Origin of the sequence: Pseudomonas sp. lyk4-TYG-107, assembly GCF_030209055.1 — a bacterium.
GTDB classification, from domain to species: domain Bacteria; phylum Pseudomonadota; class Gammaproteobacteria; order Pseudomonadales; family Pseudomonadaceae; genus Aquipseudomonas; species Aquipseudomonas putida_A.
In genome coordinates, this window is record NZ_JARVST010000009.1 from 16,122 (window position 1) to 30,683 (window position 14,562).

General features: G+C 58.1%; 14 protein-coding genes and 2 pseudogenes. 5 read left to right on the forward strand and 11 right to left on the reverse strand.

All coding sequences use genetic code 11. From position 1 onward, the window contains the following. Window positions 1-32: 32 nt before the first annotated feature. From cysK to QRN61_RS09440, 7 genes and pseudogenes are all read right to left on the reverse strand, one after another. On the reverse strand, window positions 33-995 hold the full coding sequence (gene cysK / locus QRN61_RS09410; protein ID WP_285373654.1) for a cysteine synthase A: 963 nt from the start codon (window positions 993-995) through the stop codon (window positions 33-35). Continuing rightward, window positions 982-1,839: a diaminopimelate epimerase gene (gene dapF, locus QRN61_RS09415; RefSeq protein WP_225138532.1), complete on the reverse strand. Its 858-nt coding sequence runs from the start codon at window positions 1,837-1,839 to the stop codon at window positions 982-984. Before dapF ends, cysK begins: the two co-directional genes overlap by 14 nt. Then, window positions 1,832-2,671, reverse strand: coding sequence for an arginase family protein (locus tag QRN61_RS09420; RefSeq protein ID WP_285373655.1), 840 nt, complete (start codon window positions 2,669-2,671; stop codon window positions 1,832-1,834). The genes dapF and QRN61_RS09420 overlap by 8 nt, the downstream gene beginning before the upstream one ends. After that, window positions 2,671-3,450: a YqcI/YcgG family protein gene (locus QRN61_RS09425; RefSeq protein WP_285373656.1), complete on the reverse strand. Its 780-nt coding sequence runs from the start codon at window positions 3,448-3,450 to the stop codon at window positions 2,671-2,673. The genes QRN61_RS09420 and QRN61_RS09425 overlap by 1 nt, the downstream gene beginning before the upstream one ends. 209 nt (window positions 3,451-3,659) lie before the next feature. Further along, window positions 3,660-4,853 (reverse strand): annotated as a pseudogene (locus QRN61_RS09430) (pyridoxal phosphate-dependent aminotransferase); the annotation flags it as partial. Window positions 4,854-4,899: 46 nt separating this feature from the next. Then, the gene (locus QRN61_RS09435) at window positions 4,900-6,111 is read right to left on the reverse strand and encodes an MFS transporter (protein ID WP_285373657.1); all 1,212 of its coding nucleotides are present in this window, start codon (window positions 6,109-6,111) and stop codon (window positions 4,900-4,902) included. Continuing rightward, on the reverse strand, window positions 6,108-7,649 hold the full coding sequence (locus tag QRN61_RS09440; RefSeq protein WP_081730309.1) for an FAD/NAD(P)-binding protein: 1,542 nt from the start codon (window positions 7,647-7,649) through the stop codon (window positions 6,108-6,110). Before QRN61_RS09440 ends, QRN61_RS09435 begins: the two co-directional genes overlap by 4 nt. 188 nt (window positions 7,650-7,837) lie before the next feature. Between QRN61_RS09440 and pdxR the strand changes: the two genes are divergently transcribed. Then, window positions 7,838-9,280, forward strand: a complete 1,443-nt coding sequence (gene pdxR / locus QRN61_RS09445; RefSeq protein ID WP_285373658.1) for a MocR-like pyridoxine biosynthesis transcription factor PdxR — start codon at window positions 7,838-7,840, stop codon at window positions 9,278-9,280. Between the two features lie 130 nt (window positions 9,281-9,410). Here pdxR and QRN61_RS09450 read toward each other — a convergent pair. The 3 genes and pseudogenes from QRN61_RS09450 to QRN61_RS09460 all read right to left on the reverse strand — a co-directional run. Then, window positions 9,411-10,433 (reverse strand): annotated as a pseudogene (locus tag QRN61_RS09450) (chitinase); the annotation flags it as partial. Between the two features lie 40 nt (window positions 10,434-10,473). After that, window positions 10,474-11,109, reverse strand: a complete 636-nt coding sequence (locus QRN61_RS09455; RefSeq protein ID WP_027614688.1) for a lytic polysaccharide monooxygenase auxiliary activity family 9 protein — start codon at window positions 11,107-11,109, stop codon at window positions 10,474-10,476. A gap of 222 nt (window positions 11,110-11,331) precedes the next feature. After that, window positions 11,332-11,769, reverse strand: a complete 438-nt coding sequence (locus QRN61_RS09460) for a hemerythrin domain-containing protein (RefSeq protein ID WP_027614687.1) — start codon at window positions 11,767-11,769, stop codon at window positions 11,332-11,334. 147 nt (window positions 11,770-11,916) lie between these two features. Between QRN61_RS09460 and QRN61_RS09465 the strand changes: the two genes are divergently transcribed. Continuing rightward, window positions 11,917-12,342 (forward strand): GNAT family N-acetyltransferase, encoded by a 426-nt coding sequence (locus QRN61_RS09465; RefSeq protein WP_027614686.1) that lies wholly within the window; start codon window positions 11,917-11,919, stop codon window positions 12,340-12,342. A 102-nt stretch (window positions 12,343-12,444) separates the two neighbouring features. Here the strand turns inward: QRN61_RS09465 and QRN61_RS09470 are convergent, their stop codons facing one another. Then, the gene (locus tag QRN61_RS09470; protein WP_047601654.1) at window positions 12,445-12,795 is read right to left on the reverse strand and encodes a hypothetical protein; all 351 of its coding nucleotides are present in this window, start codon (window positions 12,793-12,795) and stop codon (window positions 12,445-12,447) included. Between the two features lie 134 nt (window positions 12,796-12,929). On the opposite strand from QRN61_RS09470, the gene QRN61_RS09475 reads away from it, so the two are divergent. The 3 genes from QRN61_RS09475 (at window position 12,930) to tusD (ending at window position 14,562) form a co-directional block, all read left to right on the forward strand. Continuing rightward, window positions 12,930-13,259 (forward strand): DUF6388 family protein, encoded by a 330-nt coding sequence (locus QRN61_RS09475; RefSeq protein ID WP_027614684.1) that lies wholly within the window; start codon window positions 12,930-12,932, stop codon window positions 13,257-13,259. A 25-nt stretch (window positions 13,260-13,284) separates the two neighbouring features. Then, entirely contained in the window at window positions 13,285-13,989 is a 705-nt protein-coding gene (locus tag QRN61_RS09480) for a YoaK family protein (RefSeq protein WP_027614683.1), read from the forward strand. 180 nt (window positions 13,990-14,169) lie between these two features. Further along, complete coding sequence (gene tusD, locus QRN61_RS09485; RefSeq protein ID WP_027614682.1) at window positions 14,170-14,562, forward strand: sulfurtransferase complex subunit TusD; 393 nt, start codon at window positions 14,170-14,172, stop codon at window positions 14,560-14,562.

The window sequence follows — 14,562 nt, forward strand, 5'->3', positions numbered from 1 at the left end:
AGCGCCTGCTTCGCCAAGTAACCGGTTGCCTGTTACGGCTCGAGCGACTGCAACCAGTCATCGTCGGAACCTTCGGCGATGCCGTCCATCAGGAACGTCGAGAGATAACGTTCACCGGTATCCGGCAACATGGCCAGCAGCACCGAACCGGCCGCTGCGGTCTCGGCAACCTTCAACGCTGCGGCGACCGAAGCGCCCGAAGAAATGCCGACGAAGATCCCCTCTTCCCTGGCCAGGCGCTGCGAAGTGTCACGTGCTTCGTACTCGTTCACGGTCAGGACTTTATCGATGACGGTCTTGTCCATGATGGTCGGCGTGAAGTTGGGCGCGAGTCCCTGGATCTGGTGCACGCCCCAGGTGCCGCCCGACAGCAACGCAGCATTTTCCGGTTCTGCGGCAACGATCTGCACCGCAGGTCGCGCGACTCGCAGCATCTGGCCAACGCCGGTCAGCGTGCCGCTGGTGCCGAAACCGGTGACAAAGTAGTCCAGGCGTTTACCGGCGAAATCACCGAGGATTTCGGTGGCGGTGGTTTCGCGGTGATAGGAAGGGTTGGCCGGGTTATCGAATTGTCGCGATCTGAACCAGCCAAATTTCTGTGCCAGTTCATCGGCAATCTGGTTGCCGCCGCTGCTGCCCAGATGAGCAGGAAACAGCAGAACCTTGCCGCCATAGGCGCGAATCAGCTTGCGCCGTTCGATCGAGTAACTGTCGGACATGATCGCCACGAAGTTATAGCCGCGCGCCGCGGCAACCATCGCCAACGCAATGCCGACGTTGCCGGAGGTGCATTCGGCGATCGTATCGCCAGGCTTCAACAGGCCTCTGGTTTCGGCGTCGAGTACCACCGCCAGCGCCAGCCGGTCCTTGACCGAACCACCGGGGTTGAACGACTCGACCTTCACATAAATGCTGACGTGTTCCGGGGCGAGCCTTTGCAGCTTGACGATTGGCGTACGGCCGATCGTGTCCAGAATGCTTTCATACAACGGCATGAGCGAGTTCTCCATCAAATACGAATTCAGCAGGGCCGGAGAGGTACATCGCGGACAAGTCACTCTCCCATGTCACTTCAAGGGTTCCGCCGGGCAGTTCGACATCGACCGAGCGGTCGACCCGCCCGGCCCGCGCCAGCACCGCGACCGCCGCGCAGGCACCGCTGCCGCAGGCCAGCGTCTCGCCTGCGCCGAATTCGTAGACCTTGAGTTTTATCCTGTTGCGCGATTGCAGCTGTACAAACCCGACGTTGACGTCAGGGGAGAAATACCCGGAGTTTTGCAGGGCGCTGCCGACAGCTGGAATCTCATACTGATCACGTTCGGCCTCGATCACCGCATGCGGGTTGCCCATCGATACCGCCGCACACGCCAAGTGTTGCCCGGCGAGTTCGAGTTGATAAGCCGACTGCGCCTGGTCGAAGCCGAACACCGGGATGGCGGCGGGCGAGAAATTCGGTGCGCCCATGCTGATCTGATAGTTGCCGTCCTCCATGACCCGGACCCGGTGGGTACCGGAAGGACTGTCGAGGGTGAACTCGGACGCCTCCGTCAGGCCTGCCCGAACCAGCCATGCGGCGACACACCGCGCGCCGTTGCCGCATTGCCGGGAGGACTCGCCCTGCGCCGTCCAGATGTCGAACGAGGCCACGGACGATGGATTGCGCGCAGCCTTGACGCCCAGAACCATATCGGCGCCGATACCTTTATGGCGGTTAGCCAGGTACTTGCACAATTCCCGCGACGGATCCTGCGCATCACGCAGATCGAGGATGATCATGTCATTGCCCGCACCGTGCATCTTGCTGAAACGCAGCCGGGCAGCAGCAGGCGGTTTATGCATGGCACACACTCGCCTCAAGACACGCCTTGGACAGGAGCGGGTCAACGATATCGATGATGCACTGGGTCGCACGCTGTGCCGTCGCCGCATCGCAGGAGGCGTTGAACTCGGCGATTTCCAGGCCGACGATCTGCTCCAGCGGAATTGCTCCCAGGATCGCCGCGAGCTGTTGCGGCAGCAGACCGTCAGGCACTGCGTAGTCAGCGGGAACGTAGCCAGGCTCAAGAGAGTCCCAATCGATGTGCACCCAGACCTTCGATTGGCCGATCGCGCTGCGCACCGCTTCGGCGGTTGCCTGCTGCGGAGAAAGCGTGCGCACATTATTGGCGCTCAGCAGACGCTGCTCTTGCCCGTCGATGTCACGCGCGCCGACCAGAATGACGTTCTCCGCACGCACGCCGGCGCCACAGCCGCTGTCCCAGAGGCCACATAATGCCGACACCACCATCCCGCCCAGGTAGCCCGTGTCAGTGGTCGTCGGAATATTGAAGTCACCATGGGCATCGACCCACACCAGACAAAGGTCCGGGTAATGTCTGGCAACCGCAGGTACGCTGCCCAGGCTGGCCGGGCAGGTGCCGTTGATGACCACTGTGAGTTGCTGCTCCTCTACCGCACAGGCCACGGCGCGATGCAGCGAATCGATCTGCTCACGTCCTGCCGGCAGACTGACTGTCCAGTTATCGGCCGCCGGCTCGCAGCTGCCGTCACCGATATACAGCGGCGCTACACCGTACTTTGCTTCAAGTGCCGACGCGGCCTTCAACGCGCCGATACGGGTAAATGCCGTGCGGTCTGCCACTCTGCCGTTGGATACAATCAACTTGAACATCAGGCTTCCTCTTTATTTTCATGGCTGGAATGTTTGAACGGGCAAACATCCGTGCGCTCTGCATTTTCTTCAATCAAACCGTATTGCCACCACTCTTTGGCGTCAGAGCCGAAGCCGCCCAATTGCAAGGCGTGGGGCACCGAATCATATTTAAGGATGCGTTTGCGAATATTGGCGCGAACATTACGTCCGCCCACGGTATCGCCGGCAAATACATCGAAGCGTTCACGCGGATTAATCACCAACGCAAATCTCGACCCGAGGTTTCTGCTCTTGCGAAGTTTGTGTGCGGGAGAACTCATGTTCACAAACAGTTGCATTCCCGCGAAGCACATCGACCAGAACGGTGACTCCGGTTCGACATCGACGCTGTCCGGCCACGGGCTTTCATCCAGCCAGTGCAGGCTCTGCAGCACGCCCCACCCGGCGGCCTGATACTCCTGCGCGGTACTCGCCGATATCGCATCGGTTGAAAAGAACACGATGAGCGGATAAGCGTCTTCGATTGAACCACTCCATGTTCTGGAAAGCGTTACATACTCTTTTAACCCTTCAGCCAGTTTCGCCAGCCCTTGAGCATCCAAAGTGTCGACAAATACAAACTTGATCGAAGACTTCTTGAATGCATTCTTGGAAAAGATGCAGGGAAAGTCGGACCCTGCTCCAAGTCGCTCTTCCAGTTCATTCAAGGCCTCTTTTTCCCAACCGCCCCCACGATGATTGACCTCATCCTGAGAAAGCATGACCCGATAAGAAACCTGCGCATCAAAGTTCCGCATACTCATTCCTTTATGCTGCACAACTTAGAGAGATGGCCGAGTGTGGCATCCAGCCGTCTGGCACTTTGCGCTGTCACACCTGCCACGAACTTACGTCTGGCATGACAACTTGCTTACTTGATCTGCCTCTGGAATCAGAAGACCGGCCACAGGTCCCGGGCGTTATTCGCCACTCGACGAACGCTCAGGTTGTTGACTGACCTGCTGCTGATGAATCGATGAATCCGCGCCATGGCGTCTTCGATGTCCGGCAATGCCGGCAACGTGACCACGCGGAAATGGTCGGGTGCGGGCCAGTTGAACGCGGTTCCCTGGACCACCAGCAGCTTTTCCGACATCAACAGCTCGAGGACAAACTTCTCGTCATCCTTGATCGGGCAAATTTTCGGATCGATCCTTGGAAACGCGTACAGCGCGCCCATCGGCTTGACGCAACTGACGCCGGGAATAGCGTTGAGCAGTTCATGCACCCGGTTGCGCTGTTCGAGCAGGCGCCCCTGAGGCAAGACCAGGTCATTGATACTCTGGTAACCCCCCAGCGCGGTCTGGATCGCATGCTGGGCCGGAACGTTGGCGCACAGGCGCATGTTCGCCAGCATGTCGATGCCTTCGATGTAGCCGGCGGCATGCTGCTTCGGCCCGGAAATCACCAGCCAGCCGGAGCGGAACCCGGCCACCCGGTACGACTTGGACAACCCGTTGAAGGTCAGGCACAGCAGGTCCGGCGCCAGCGAGGCGGTGCTGATGTGCACAGCTTCGTCGTAGAGAATCTTGTCGTAGATCTCGTCGGAGAACACCACCAGATTGTGCTGGCGCGCGATCTCCAGCATTCCCAGCAGCACGTCTCGCGGATACACAGCACCGGTGGGATTGTTGGGGTTGATGATCACCAGCGCTCGGGTGTTGGGGGTGATTTTGGCCCGTATGTCATCGAGGTCCGGCCACCAGTCCTGATGCTCGTCGCACCTGTAGTGCACCGCATTGCCCCCGGCAAGACTCACCGCGGCGGTCCACAACGGATAATCCGGAGCAGGCACCAGCACTTCGTCGCGGTTGTTCAGCAGCGCCTGCAGTGACATCACAATGAGCTCGGAGACGCCATTGCCCAGGTAGATATCGTCGACGCCGACGCCCTCGATCTGCTTCTGCTGACAGTACTGCATGACGGCCTTGCGGGCGCTGAACAAGCCTTTGGAGTCACTGTAACCTTGCGCCGTCGGCAAATTACGGATCACATCCTGGAGTATCTCGTCGGGCGCCTCGAAACCGAAGGGCGCGGGATTGCCGATATTCAACTTGAGAATGCGCTGGCCGTCCTCCTCCATCTTTCTGGCCTGCTCCAGTGCCGGGCCACGAATGTCATAACACACACTGTTCAACTTCAGCGATTTCAGATACTGCACGACTACACATCCTTGTTTTTTTATCAGGGCCGCAGCAACAGCAAACTCAGGTCCGAGAGACTGCCTTCAACTGCTCATCCGGGGACTTCGACAGTGCCCGCGACATATTCAGGAAAACGAACAACACGACCATCGGAATGGCGATAAACAGTGCCAGGCCACGAACGCCCAGTTCGGAAAAGGAACTGACCAGCAAACCGTAACCGGCCCCCGCCGCCATCTGGAAAAAGAAAAACTGCCCGGAGGAAATACCGATATCACGACTGACACTCTTCAATAGCCCGGCCTGAGTCGCGGGAATCACCATCCCGACCGACAACAGAATGAACACCATCGGAATCAGCAGCGCCGGCAGCACACTGCCAAACACCGACAGCAGAATGCCCAGCAACATGCAACCGGCCATGCCTACCTTGCTTCCAAGCAGCAGGATCTCGTTCAACGCCCACCTGGCGCTCAATGCTCGCGCCAACGTACTGCCAATCACATAACCGACGGCGCACAGGGAGATCACCGCGCCGTAACCCAGGCTGGACATGCCCAGTTCCGTCTGCAACGCATAAGTCGAACAGGACAGGAACACGAAGTAACTCATCCACACCAGACTGATGCCGGCGGCATAAGCCAGATAATCCGCATTTTTGAAGTTGGCGGCATAAACGGCAATGATGCTGCGCCCCGTCGAATCCGATGCCCCCGGAGAGGTGTCGACCTGCCAGAAAAGCACCAATGCCGCGAGATTGAACATCCCCACGCCGCCCATCATCCAGCGCCATCCGAGCGAAGGTAACAACACGCCGCCGAGCAACGGTGCGATACACGGCGTGAGCGCTATCGCCGAGGCAAGGGTGGTGAGAATTCGCAGGCGTTTGCTTTCCGGATAATCGGATTTCACGATCAGCCTGGTGGTTACGGTCCCTACACACCCTCCGAGGGCCTGCATGAAACGCGCAACCGCAAACAGGTAAAAGGAGTCCGAGAACGCTGCAAGCAGGCACCCGGCAGCACAAATCAGCAACCCCGAAATCTGTACGCGACGGGCTCCGATACGATCGGCAAGAATCCCCGCCAATACCACGGACAACGCATACCCGATCATGTAAACAACAAACGTTTCCTGAATCGCCTCATGGGGGACTCGAAACTCCTCCGCCAGTTTTGCAACGGTGGGCGTCATCAGACCGAGTCCGAGCTGCGGCACGATTACGGCCGACAACAACGCTGCAGGTAACAGGATTCCGGGGCGGCTGGATTTCACGCAGAAAGCTCCTTGAGGTATTGATCAGTCGTCAGCAAATGCGGCAGAACCCGATCGATCTGACGTGTGATCATGGCCAGTGAACTGGTGTAGTAATGGTTACCGGCAGCCAGTTGGCCCAAGGCATAAATAGCGTCGCTGGCCTTGCCACTGCGGTCGATGACCTTGTGCGAACCGAATGACACGTGCAGGCCACCAAACGGATGGTGCTGAGCGACGCCATTGTTGACCATCGACGACACCAGCTCGGTACCGGTCTGCCCGACACCACCGGTTTCAGAACGCGTGGCGTTGATGACCCAGTCGGCATGACAGGCGCCTGCCTGGTAATTCAGGACGAAACCGCCTCCGGGACTCAGTTCCACGCCCTTCAGGCCAGGACGAATCACGAGGTGCCCGGATTCGAGCATGTTGCGCAACTTGTTGGCCGTTGCCGGAGGCATCGGGTTGCACAGGCTCATGAAAATCGAGTGATAGTTGGCCATGTAATAACTGCGATCGCCCGCACTCAGGCTGTCCCAGGCCAGCTCGACGTAGTCGTTGGCAATATCAATCAGGATGGACAGCCACTTTTCCCCACGAGCCGATGCTTGAAGATGGCGCTCCAGCCGCTCGAACGGCAGTTGACCTGGCGCCAGTTCAGCCTTGAGCTTCTCCAGATCCACGCCTTGGGCCGTCAGTTCGAAGGTGATCAGGCCAAGCCATTTCGACCAGGAGATCATCCCCGCTTCATCACGCAGCTCTTCGATGCGTTCGCGGGTGATGACCTTGTAAGTGAAGTCGTGATGCGGCATGCGCACCGCTGGCAGCAGCGCATTGCGCGACAGCATGACGATCTTGCCGCGGTGTCCCTGGGCATTCAGGGCCAGGACTGCATCGACAGCGGAGAGGCTGGAACCAATGATCGCCACCTGATCGTCGCCGCCAATCGCGGAAAACTTGGTCCACATCGGATACGGATTGCCGATGTAGTTTTGGGAGCAGGCCAACGAGAAGATATCCGCCGGTTCAGCGGTACCAATGCACAGAATCACCCGGTCGAACACTTGTTGCGGCCCGTTTTCGACACCGACGACCGCTTTGTCATCGTGCATTGTCAGGCTGGTGACCTTTTGCCCGATCACCCGAATCGGCCGCTTGAGGTCGCGCGCCAGCGCCACTTGCTCGGCAAAACAATCGGACAGGTACTCACCAAAATAGTGACGGGGCAAGAAATCAAGTTGCGCCAGTGCACTTCCATATTTATGAGTGACCCATCCTACAAAGTGCCGGGGATCGTCACTTTTCACGGACATGAATCGGGCCTGGCGATTAATCAATCCATAATCACCATCGTTTTGATAAGCGCGACCTGGACCTATTTTCTTGTCAGGCTCATAGAGGGTAATTGCAACATCCATATTTTTCAGCTTAACGTCGCGCTGCAACGCATCAATTACACTAATCGCTGTTGCACCCCCTCCGACTATCGCAATCTTTAGTTGCGGCTCGCGATGATTAGTCTTATTGAGTGTTGACAGTTTTTCAAAAGCAGTCATTGCCGACGATATCCCTATACCAATCCAGTTTCTCTTGACCCCAATGACTCGCGCGCCACCCCTCAACGCGTTAGCTTGAGCGGCGTTGAGCGTATTTGTATGCCGCGCTAAGATGAAGATCCATTAAATGGATTTTGGTGTGTACCACTATGACCAGAGGTAAGCGGCCAGTTGGCCTCGACCTAGTCTTGCCGTTCGAATTGACCGAACATTCGCTGTCCACCAAACATCAGCTTCTGTGCCGTTTCCTTGAACACCTGATCAGTTCCGGTCGGCTCCAATCCGGCGAAGCGCTGCCCTCCACGCGTACGCTTGCGCAAAGATGGGGAGTTTCCCGAGGGACCCTGGAAACTGTTTTCGATCAATTGCGCGAAGAAGGTTTCATCATTCGCAAGCGAGGTGCCGGCTCGGTGGTCTGCGCAACATTGCCGGATAATCTGATCGCCGCCGCCAGAACTAAGGAACTGCAAGTCGAACTTGATACTCACCGGTCATCCGATTCACCTGCTCCCATTACTTATTTACAGCCGTATGTACCGTTTATTGCCAGACTGGCCGATCCGGGATTGCTCGAAGAAAAAGATGTAAAGTCGTTATGCACACCTTCCGCCAAAGACCTCGCCACCGCAGTATCGGCCTCGTCACTCGGCGGTGACGAGAACTTGCGCAAGTCCATTTGCGACCATATCCAGATCTACCGGGGAATTGACTGCTCACCTCAGGACATCGTGATTACCCACGGCATCAGGCACTGTCTCGACCTCATCAGCAGATTATTGGGAAAAGAGGCCGTCGTTGCCATGGAAGATCCCGGCTATTACTGGGCCCGGCGGATATTCAATTGTTCCGGCAACACAATCATCGATATTCCAGTGGACGATGCAGGTCTGATCGTTGAAGCGCTGTCACCCGCCAGTCCGGTTCAGGCCATTTATGTCACGCCCTCTCACCAGGCTCCTTTGGGTGTCTGCATGAGCATGGCACGCCGCAAGGCCCTCCTGGACTCGGCGACCGCAGCCAATGCGATCATCATCGAGGACGACTACGACAGCGAGTACAACTATGGCAGTGCTCCCCTGCCCGCCATCAAATCAATAGATACAAACGACCGGGTGATTTTCTGCGGCAGCTTCAATAAAACCCTGTTCAGCAACTTTCGTCTGGGCTTCATGGTTATTCCCAAACATTTACAGAAGAAAGTCATCAACCTCATCGAAGACACCGGCCAGACGCCAGGCATACTGGGTCAGCTCGCACTCAACCAGTTTCTCTGTACCGGAAAATATGTAAGGCATTTGCGCATCTCGCGACAGACGTATCAACATCGACGCGATTTGCTGATCTCAAAGCTGCGAGAAAACCCTGATCTGCAGATTTCCGGCGAGCAATCCGGATTACATTTTGTGCTCTGGTTACCCGCAGACATTGATGAAAGAGAATTCTGCGCACGGGCTGCACTCTTCGATCTTTGCCTGCAACCGGTATCCGCATTCACCAGCAGTCACGCGGTCAAATCCGGCGTGCTGATTGGCTACGCGGCGCTTACCGATGCGCAGATCAATCAGGCGGCTGCCTGCTTGCTGGATCTCGTCAAGTCATTCACTCAATGTATCGAGCGCGTCCCGATCTGATAAACAACCCGCTCCGCTATGACTCACATCCGGGCATTGTTTGCCTGGCCCACGCAAAAAAGCCCGGCAGCGCTACCGGGCTCTTTAATTGCTGCTAACGGGCGACGCGCGACAACGTGTCATCCGTTTCCTGTGCCGCTGTTTTCGCTCCGTGAATCAGCGGTCCATAACGCCGACTGAATTCCCAGCCATACGGCACGCGATCCTTGCTGACGCCGTTGTCCCAGTTTACCGACCAGGTCATCAGGCCCTTGATCGGCAGCCCTTTGATCGCCAGACGTTTGAGCGCATTGCCGACGGCGGTGCTGTCGATCACGTAACCGGTGGCAGCCGCATCGACGTTGGCCGGCAGGCCGATGACGAATTTGTCCGCCGGGATTTTGGTGAAGCCCCGGGTGCCGGTCACCAGACTTTCGGTCAGGTAGTAGAGGAAGTCCTCTTTCAGCGCATCGTTGTTCTGCGCGATCCACGCACCATTGCCATTATTGGCTTCCGATACCCAGACCCCGTCGCCGCCCTGGTTGTAGAACTGCGGCGCGATGAAGTCGTAATAGCCTTCAAGTGCCTGCAGGTAACCGACGTATTTGCCATTGGTGGTCAGGTACGGAAACTCCGGGGCCATGCTGATGATGAAGTGCTTGCCCTGGCCTGCGTAGTGATCCTTGACCAGTTTCAGCGCGGCCGGCAGCACGGTCTTGTTGGCGGCGAAATCAATCGCGCTCTGTTCAAGATCGATGTCCAGCCCATCGAAGCCGTAGGTTTCCACCAGACGGATGATTTCATTGGCCAGTGGTTGTTCCTGTCCGGCCCGCAACTCGATGTGCGCATCGGCGCCACCCAGGGACAAGAGCACCGCCCGCCCCTGGCTGTTGAGCACGCCGACCTGACGCCGGAACTCGGCATCGGAGACGTTGTAGGGCTTGAAGGTTGGAATCCCGCTGCCCTTCATGAACGCCACCGCGACCACGTTGTACTCCTTGGGCACCGCTTCCAGAGCGATTTCGGCGAAGCGGCCCTGACGATAGCCGTCACTTGGACCCGCCGGCCAGTTGTGCCAGAAGCCCATGAGTATTTTTTTGCCGGCGATGCTCGGCATCAGCGAGGCCGCGTCGGCCGCCTGGTTTTGCACTAGCGTGAAGTCGATATTTGACATGTTCTAATCCTTCAGAACCTGTGAGTTGAGCGTAACGCCGTTATTTGAAGTCGACGTCGAACGCCTGATAGAACGCGTTGCCGGTGTTGGCGACGATCCACATCAGCACGATGACGTGACGGCCCTTTTTGGTGGCCGGCAATTTCACCGAATGATTGACCTTGGCCTTCAATTCCCCCGGATAGCTGTAATACGGCACTTGAGTGTAGAAGTCTTCGGCGAAAGGCTGCGCTTCGAGTTGTGCACGGGAAATGCGCTGTTTCGGATCCCAGCCATCCTTGGTGATCAGCCAGCGATAACCACGGGTGGTGTGTGGCGCGGTGTATTCCCACTTCACTTCCAGCGTCTGGCCCGGGGTGACACTGAGCAGTGGCCAGCTGAACGGACGATTGAGCTTTTTGCTCATTTCCTCGTCGGTGAAGTTCACGCAGTCACGGGCATCGGTCTTGCCACCGCTGAGGATGTAACCGTCGGCGGGCGGCGTGACACTGTCACTGTCGCTGCCATAGGGAGCAGGAAAAGGTCCTGCCGTGAGCGCCGGGAAGTTCTTGCCGCCTTCCATTTCGTTGACCTGCCAGGCACCGAGCAATCCTTGCTCGATGGCTACCGCACCGCGGCTGGCTGGAGAGGTGACGCGACCGTGTCGCAGTTGGGTTTGAGCTTGTGGTTGATTCATGTTTTTCACTCCGTTGATTTAAGAACTCTCCTGTCCGAGGAGAGGCCTTCAAGCTAACGGAGGTGGTTTTTTTGTCCATCGGCGGTTTTGTCGCAGTCAATCGGCGTCTCAAGTCAAAAACGCCGAAAACACTGGATGAATATACAGCTTATTACGACAAGACCCACCCAACGCATGGCCAAAGGCCTACACGCCGACACTGCAAAAACTGGCATTCAGTACTCATGGCAGTTGCGCCTGGTACTCCTTTTCGTACTGGCCAGCGAGTTGTTCCTTTTGCTTGTCATCGAGCAATTTGCCGGCCATCTGGAAGAACTTCTGCTCTTCTTCCTTGAGATGGTGATGGACTTTGTCGGAGAGCTTCTTCGCCGTTGCCAGCCACGCCGGGCTGGACATCTCGGTCTCGTCCAGCTCTTCCATCATCTCGTCCATTTCATGGTGCTCGGAAATGGCGTGGCGACTGAGGTCAACACCGTTGTCGAACTCCATCAGCGGGATGTAGAAGTGGCGTTCTTCGGCGGTTTCATGGGCCTGAAGTTCAGCCTTGAGCTGTTTGTAGGCCTCAACCCGCTCCGGGGTGTCGCCGCTGGTTTCGACCAGGGCTTTGGCGTAACTGCGCTGGCGGTCGTGGCTTTCGCGAAGGGCTTCGAAAATATTCATGGGGGATCCTCATCAACCGCGTTCGGAATGACGCTGTAAAAGCTAGACCCCGGCGCGACAGCGGCGGTTCCAAAGGGATGAGGAAGGACTTGGAAGACGCTCCCCGGGCAGGATAGGCTGGCGGTTCATCTCACAAGGAAGTTGCACATGACGTTGCGAATCGAGCTGTCGCAGAACCCTACGGAAGAACAGCGCAAAGCCATTCTCGAGCCTTTGATTGCGTATAACGACGCCCGGACCGGTGGTTCCACCTCTGAACCTTTCGCCCTGCTGGTGCGCGATGAACACGACGCGATTCTCGGCGGTTTGTACGGCCGTGTGATCTTCCAGTGGATGTACATCGAGTTGCTGTGCGTCCCGGAACAGGGTCGCGGGCAACGCATCGGCTCGGAACTGATGGCCATGGCGGAAAATCTGGCCAAGGAGAAGAACTGCCTGGGCATCTGGCTGGACACCTTCGACTTTCAGGCGCCGGCGTTCTACGAGAAGCTGGGATTCAGCCAGTTTGGCGAGATCGTTGATTACCCGCCGGGGCATAGCCGGCATTATTTCCAGAAGCGCTTGAAGGGTTGAACCTCAAGGACCCTTCGCGAGCAGGCTCGCTCCCACAATGGAATGCATTTCAAAAGTGGGAGCGAGCCTGCTGGCGATAACGGCAGCCGCTTCAACGCAATATCAAAGACAGGTCGCCAACGCCGCCAACCGGCGTTTGGCAACAAAATCGTCCTTCTGCGCGTAGTAGTTGAGCACGGTTCCCGACGCATCGCTGGTCACGTCGACAAATGACTCTGCGGAACGGGTGTACACCGTCGAGCCACCCTTCTTGCCCGGTTGCAGATACGCTCCGGCGTCCACGCCAAACACTGCTTCGTCCTGCCAGCCGAACTGTACGCACTGAGCGACAACTTTCTCCGGCTTGTCCGAAGTCAGAACCTTGTACGGGGCTTTGGTGCGAGAATCGTCCATCACCGAACCCGCGCAGCCAGCCAGCACGGTCGCGGCCAGCGCTACCATCAGAATTCGCATTGCATTCGCTCATTCAGAAAAAAGCGGACTGTATCACCGCAACAGGCAAAATCGTTCTGCTTTACTGCATTTATAGCGCGACATGCGGCAGCCGCTCCGGCACCCTAGGGTCATCAGCCTCACAAGGAACACACATGGCGCCCACCGACCAGCGACATGAACAAGCCCTGAAATTGTTTCTCGACGCGCGCCCCGAATTGCGCGAAACCCTCGATCATCTCAATCCGCTGCTGGCCCAGGCCAAGGGTGAAACCGCTGCGCAGTATCGTGAAGAACGCCTGCACGAAGCCTTCGAGGCCGAGGCGGAGAATCAAGGCCTGTTCGCCTGGGAACTGACCTTGCTCCTGACGGCCGCAACGCCCGAGGACTATCAGGCCCAGCGCATGGAGGTGCATCGCGAGGTAGCGGAAATGGCCCACATGCGCTGGGAAGATTACTGCGAATTGTATGGGCTGGAACCGTAACCGCCGCTGAAGGATATCGTCGCCGATGCTGCCCTCCACTTCGACTCACCGCGCCACCTCCGGGCATCTGCATCGGCAGAAATGGCGCGGGCGCATCGGTCTGGCGCTGGTGGCCAGCCTGTCGGTACTCGCCGGCATGACCGATGCAATCGGCTTCATGGCCAGCGGCGATTTCGTTTCGTTCATGAGCGGCAACACCACGCGGCTGGCGGTGGCGATCAGTGACGGCGACCTCGGACTGACCTTGCGCCTGATCATCCTGGTCGTCACCTTCGTGATCGGTAATGCCTTGGGGATCGTGATCGGGCGCCTCGGTGGCCGGCGCACGCTGCCCTTGTTGCTGTGCATCGCCACCCTGCTCTGTCTGGCGGCCGCCTGGCCGTATGACACGCAACTACCGGCGCTGCTGGCGGCGATCATCGCGATGGGCATGCTCAACGCGGCGGTCGAGGAAGTAAACGGTCTGCCAGTGGGCCTGACATACGTGACCGGAGCGCTGTCGCGGTTCGGCCGTGGACTGGGGCGCTGGATGCTCGGCGAGCGGCGTAATGGCTGGCGGGTGCAACTGGTGCCGTGGAGCGGGATGTTCATCGGCGCGATACTCGGCGCAGTGCTGGAACATCATTTCGGACTTCGGGCATTGTTCGCCAGCGGCTTGCTGGCGGCGGTGCTGGGCGTGCTGTCCCTGAGCATTCCGCGGCGTTGGCAACTGGGCTATATGCCGCGCTGAAATACGATCCTGTGGGAGCGGGCTTGCTCGCGAAAGCGGTGCATCAGTCAAAGATGTGTCGAATGACCCAACGCCTTCGCGAGCAAGCCCGCTCCCACAGAGGGCATGTGCTTCACTTGGGTTTCGCGGCTGCCGTCATAAAGCTTTATCATGGCCGCAGTTTTGCTGATCGAGTCCGTCATGAAGTTCGCCATTGCGCTGTTTTCCGCCGCCCATGCGCCCTCCTCGCGCCGTGCCCTGCTGTTTGCGCAGGCTGCGCTGGCCGGCGGGCATGAGATTGTCCGGCTGTTTTTTTATCAGGACGGCGTCTACAACGCCTCCGACGCGGTGGTCACCCCGCAGGACGAACTGGACCTGCCCAAACAATGGCGCGCGTTCATCAGCGAGCAGCAACTGGACGGTGTGGTGTGCATCGCCGCCGCCTTGCGCCGTGGCGTACTGAATGACGAAGAAGCCAAACGCTACCAGCGTGATGCCGTCGCGGTCAGCGCGCCGTGGGAATTGTCCGGCCTCGGGCAGTTGCACGATGCGGTGCAGGACGCCGATCGACTGATCTGTTTCGGAGGCGCGTGA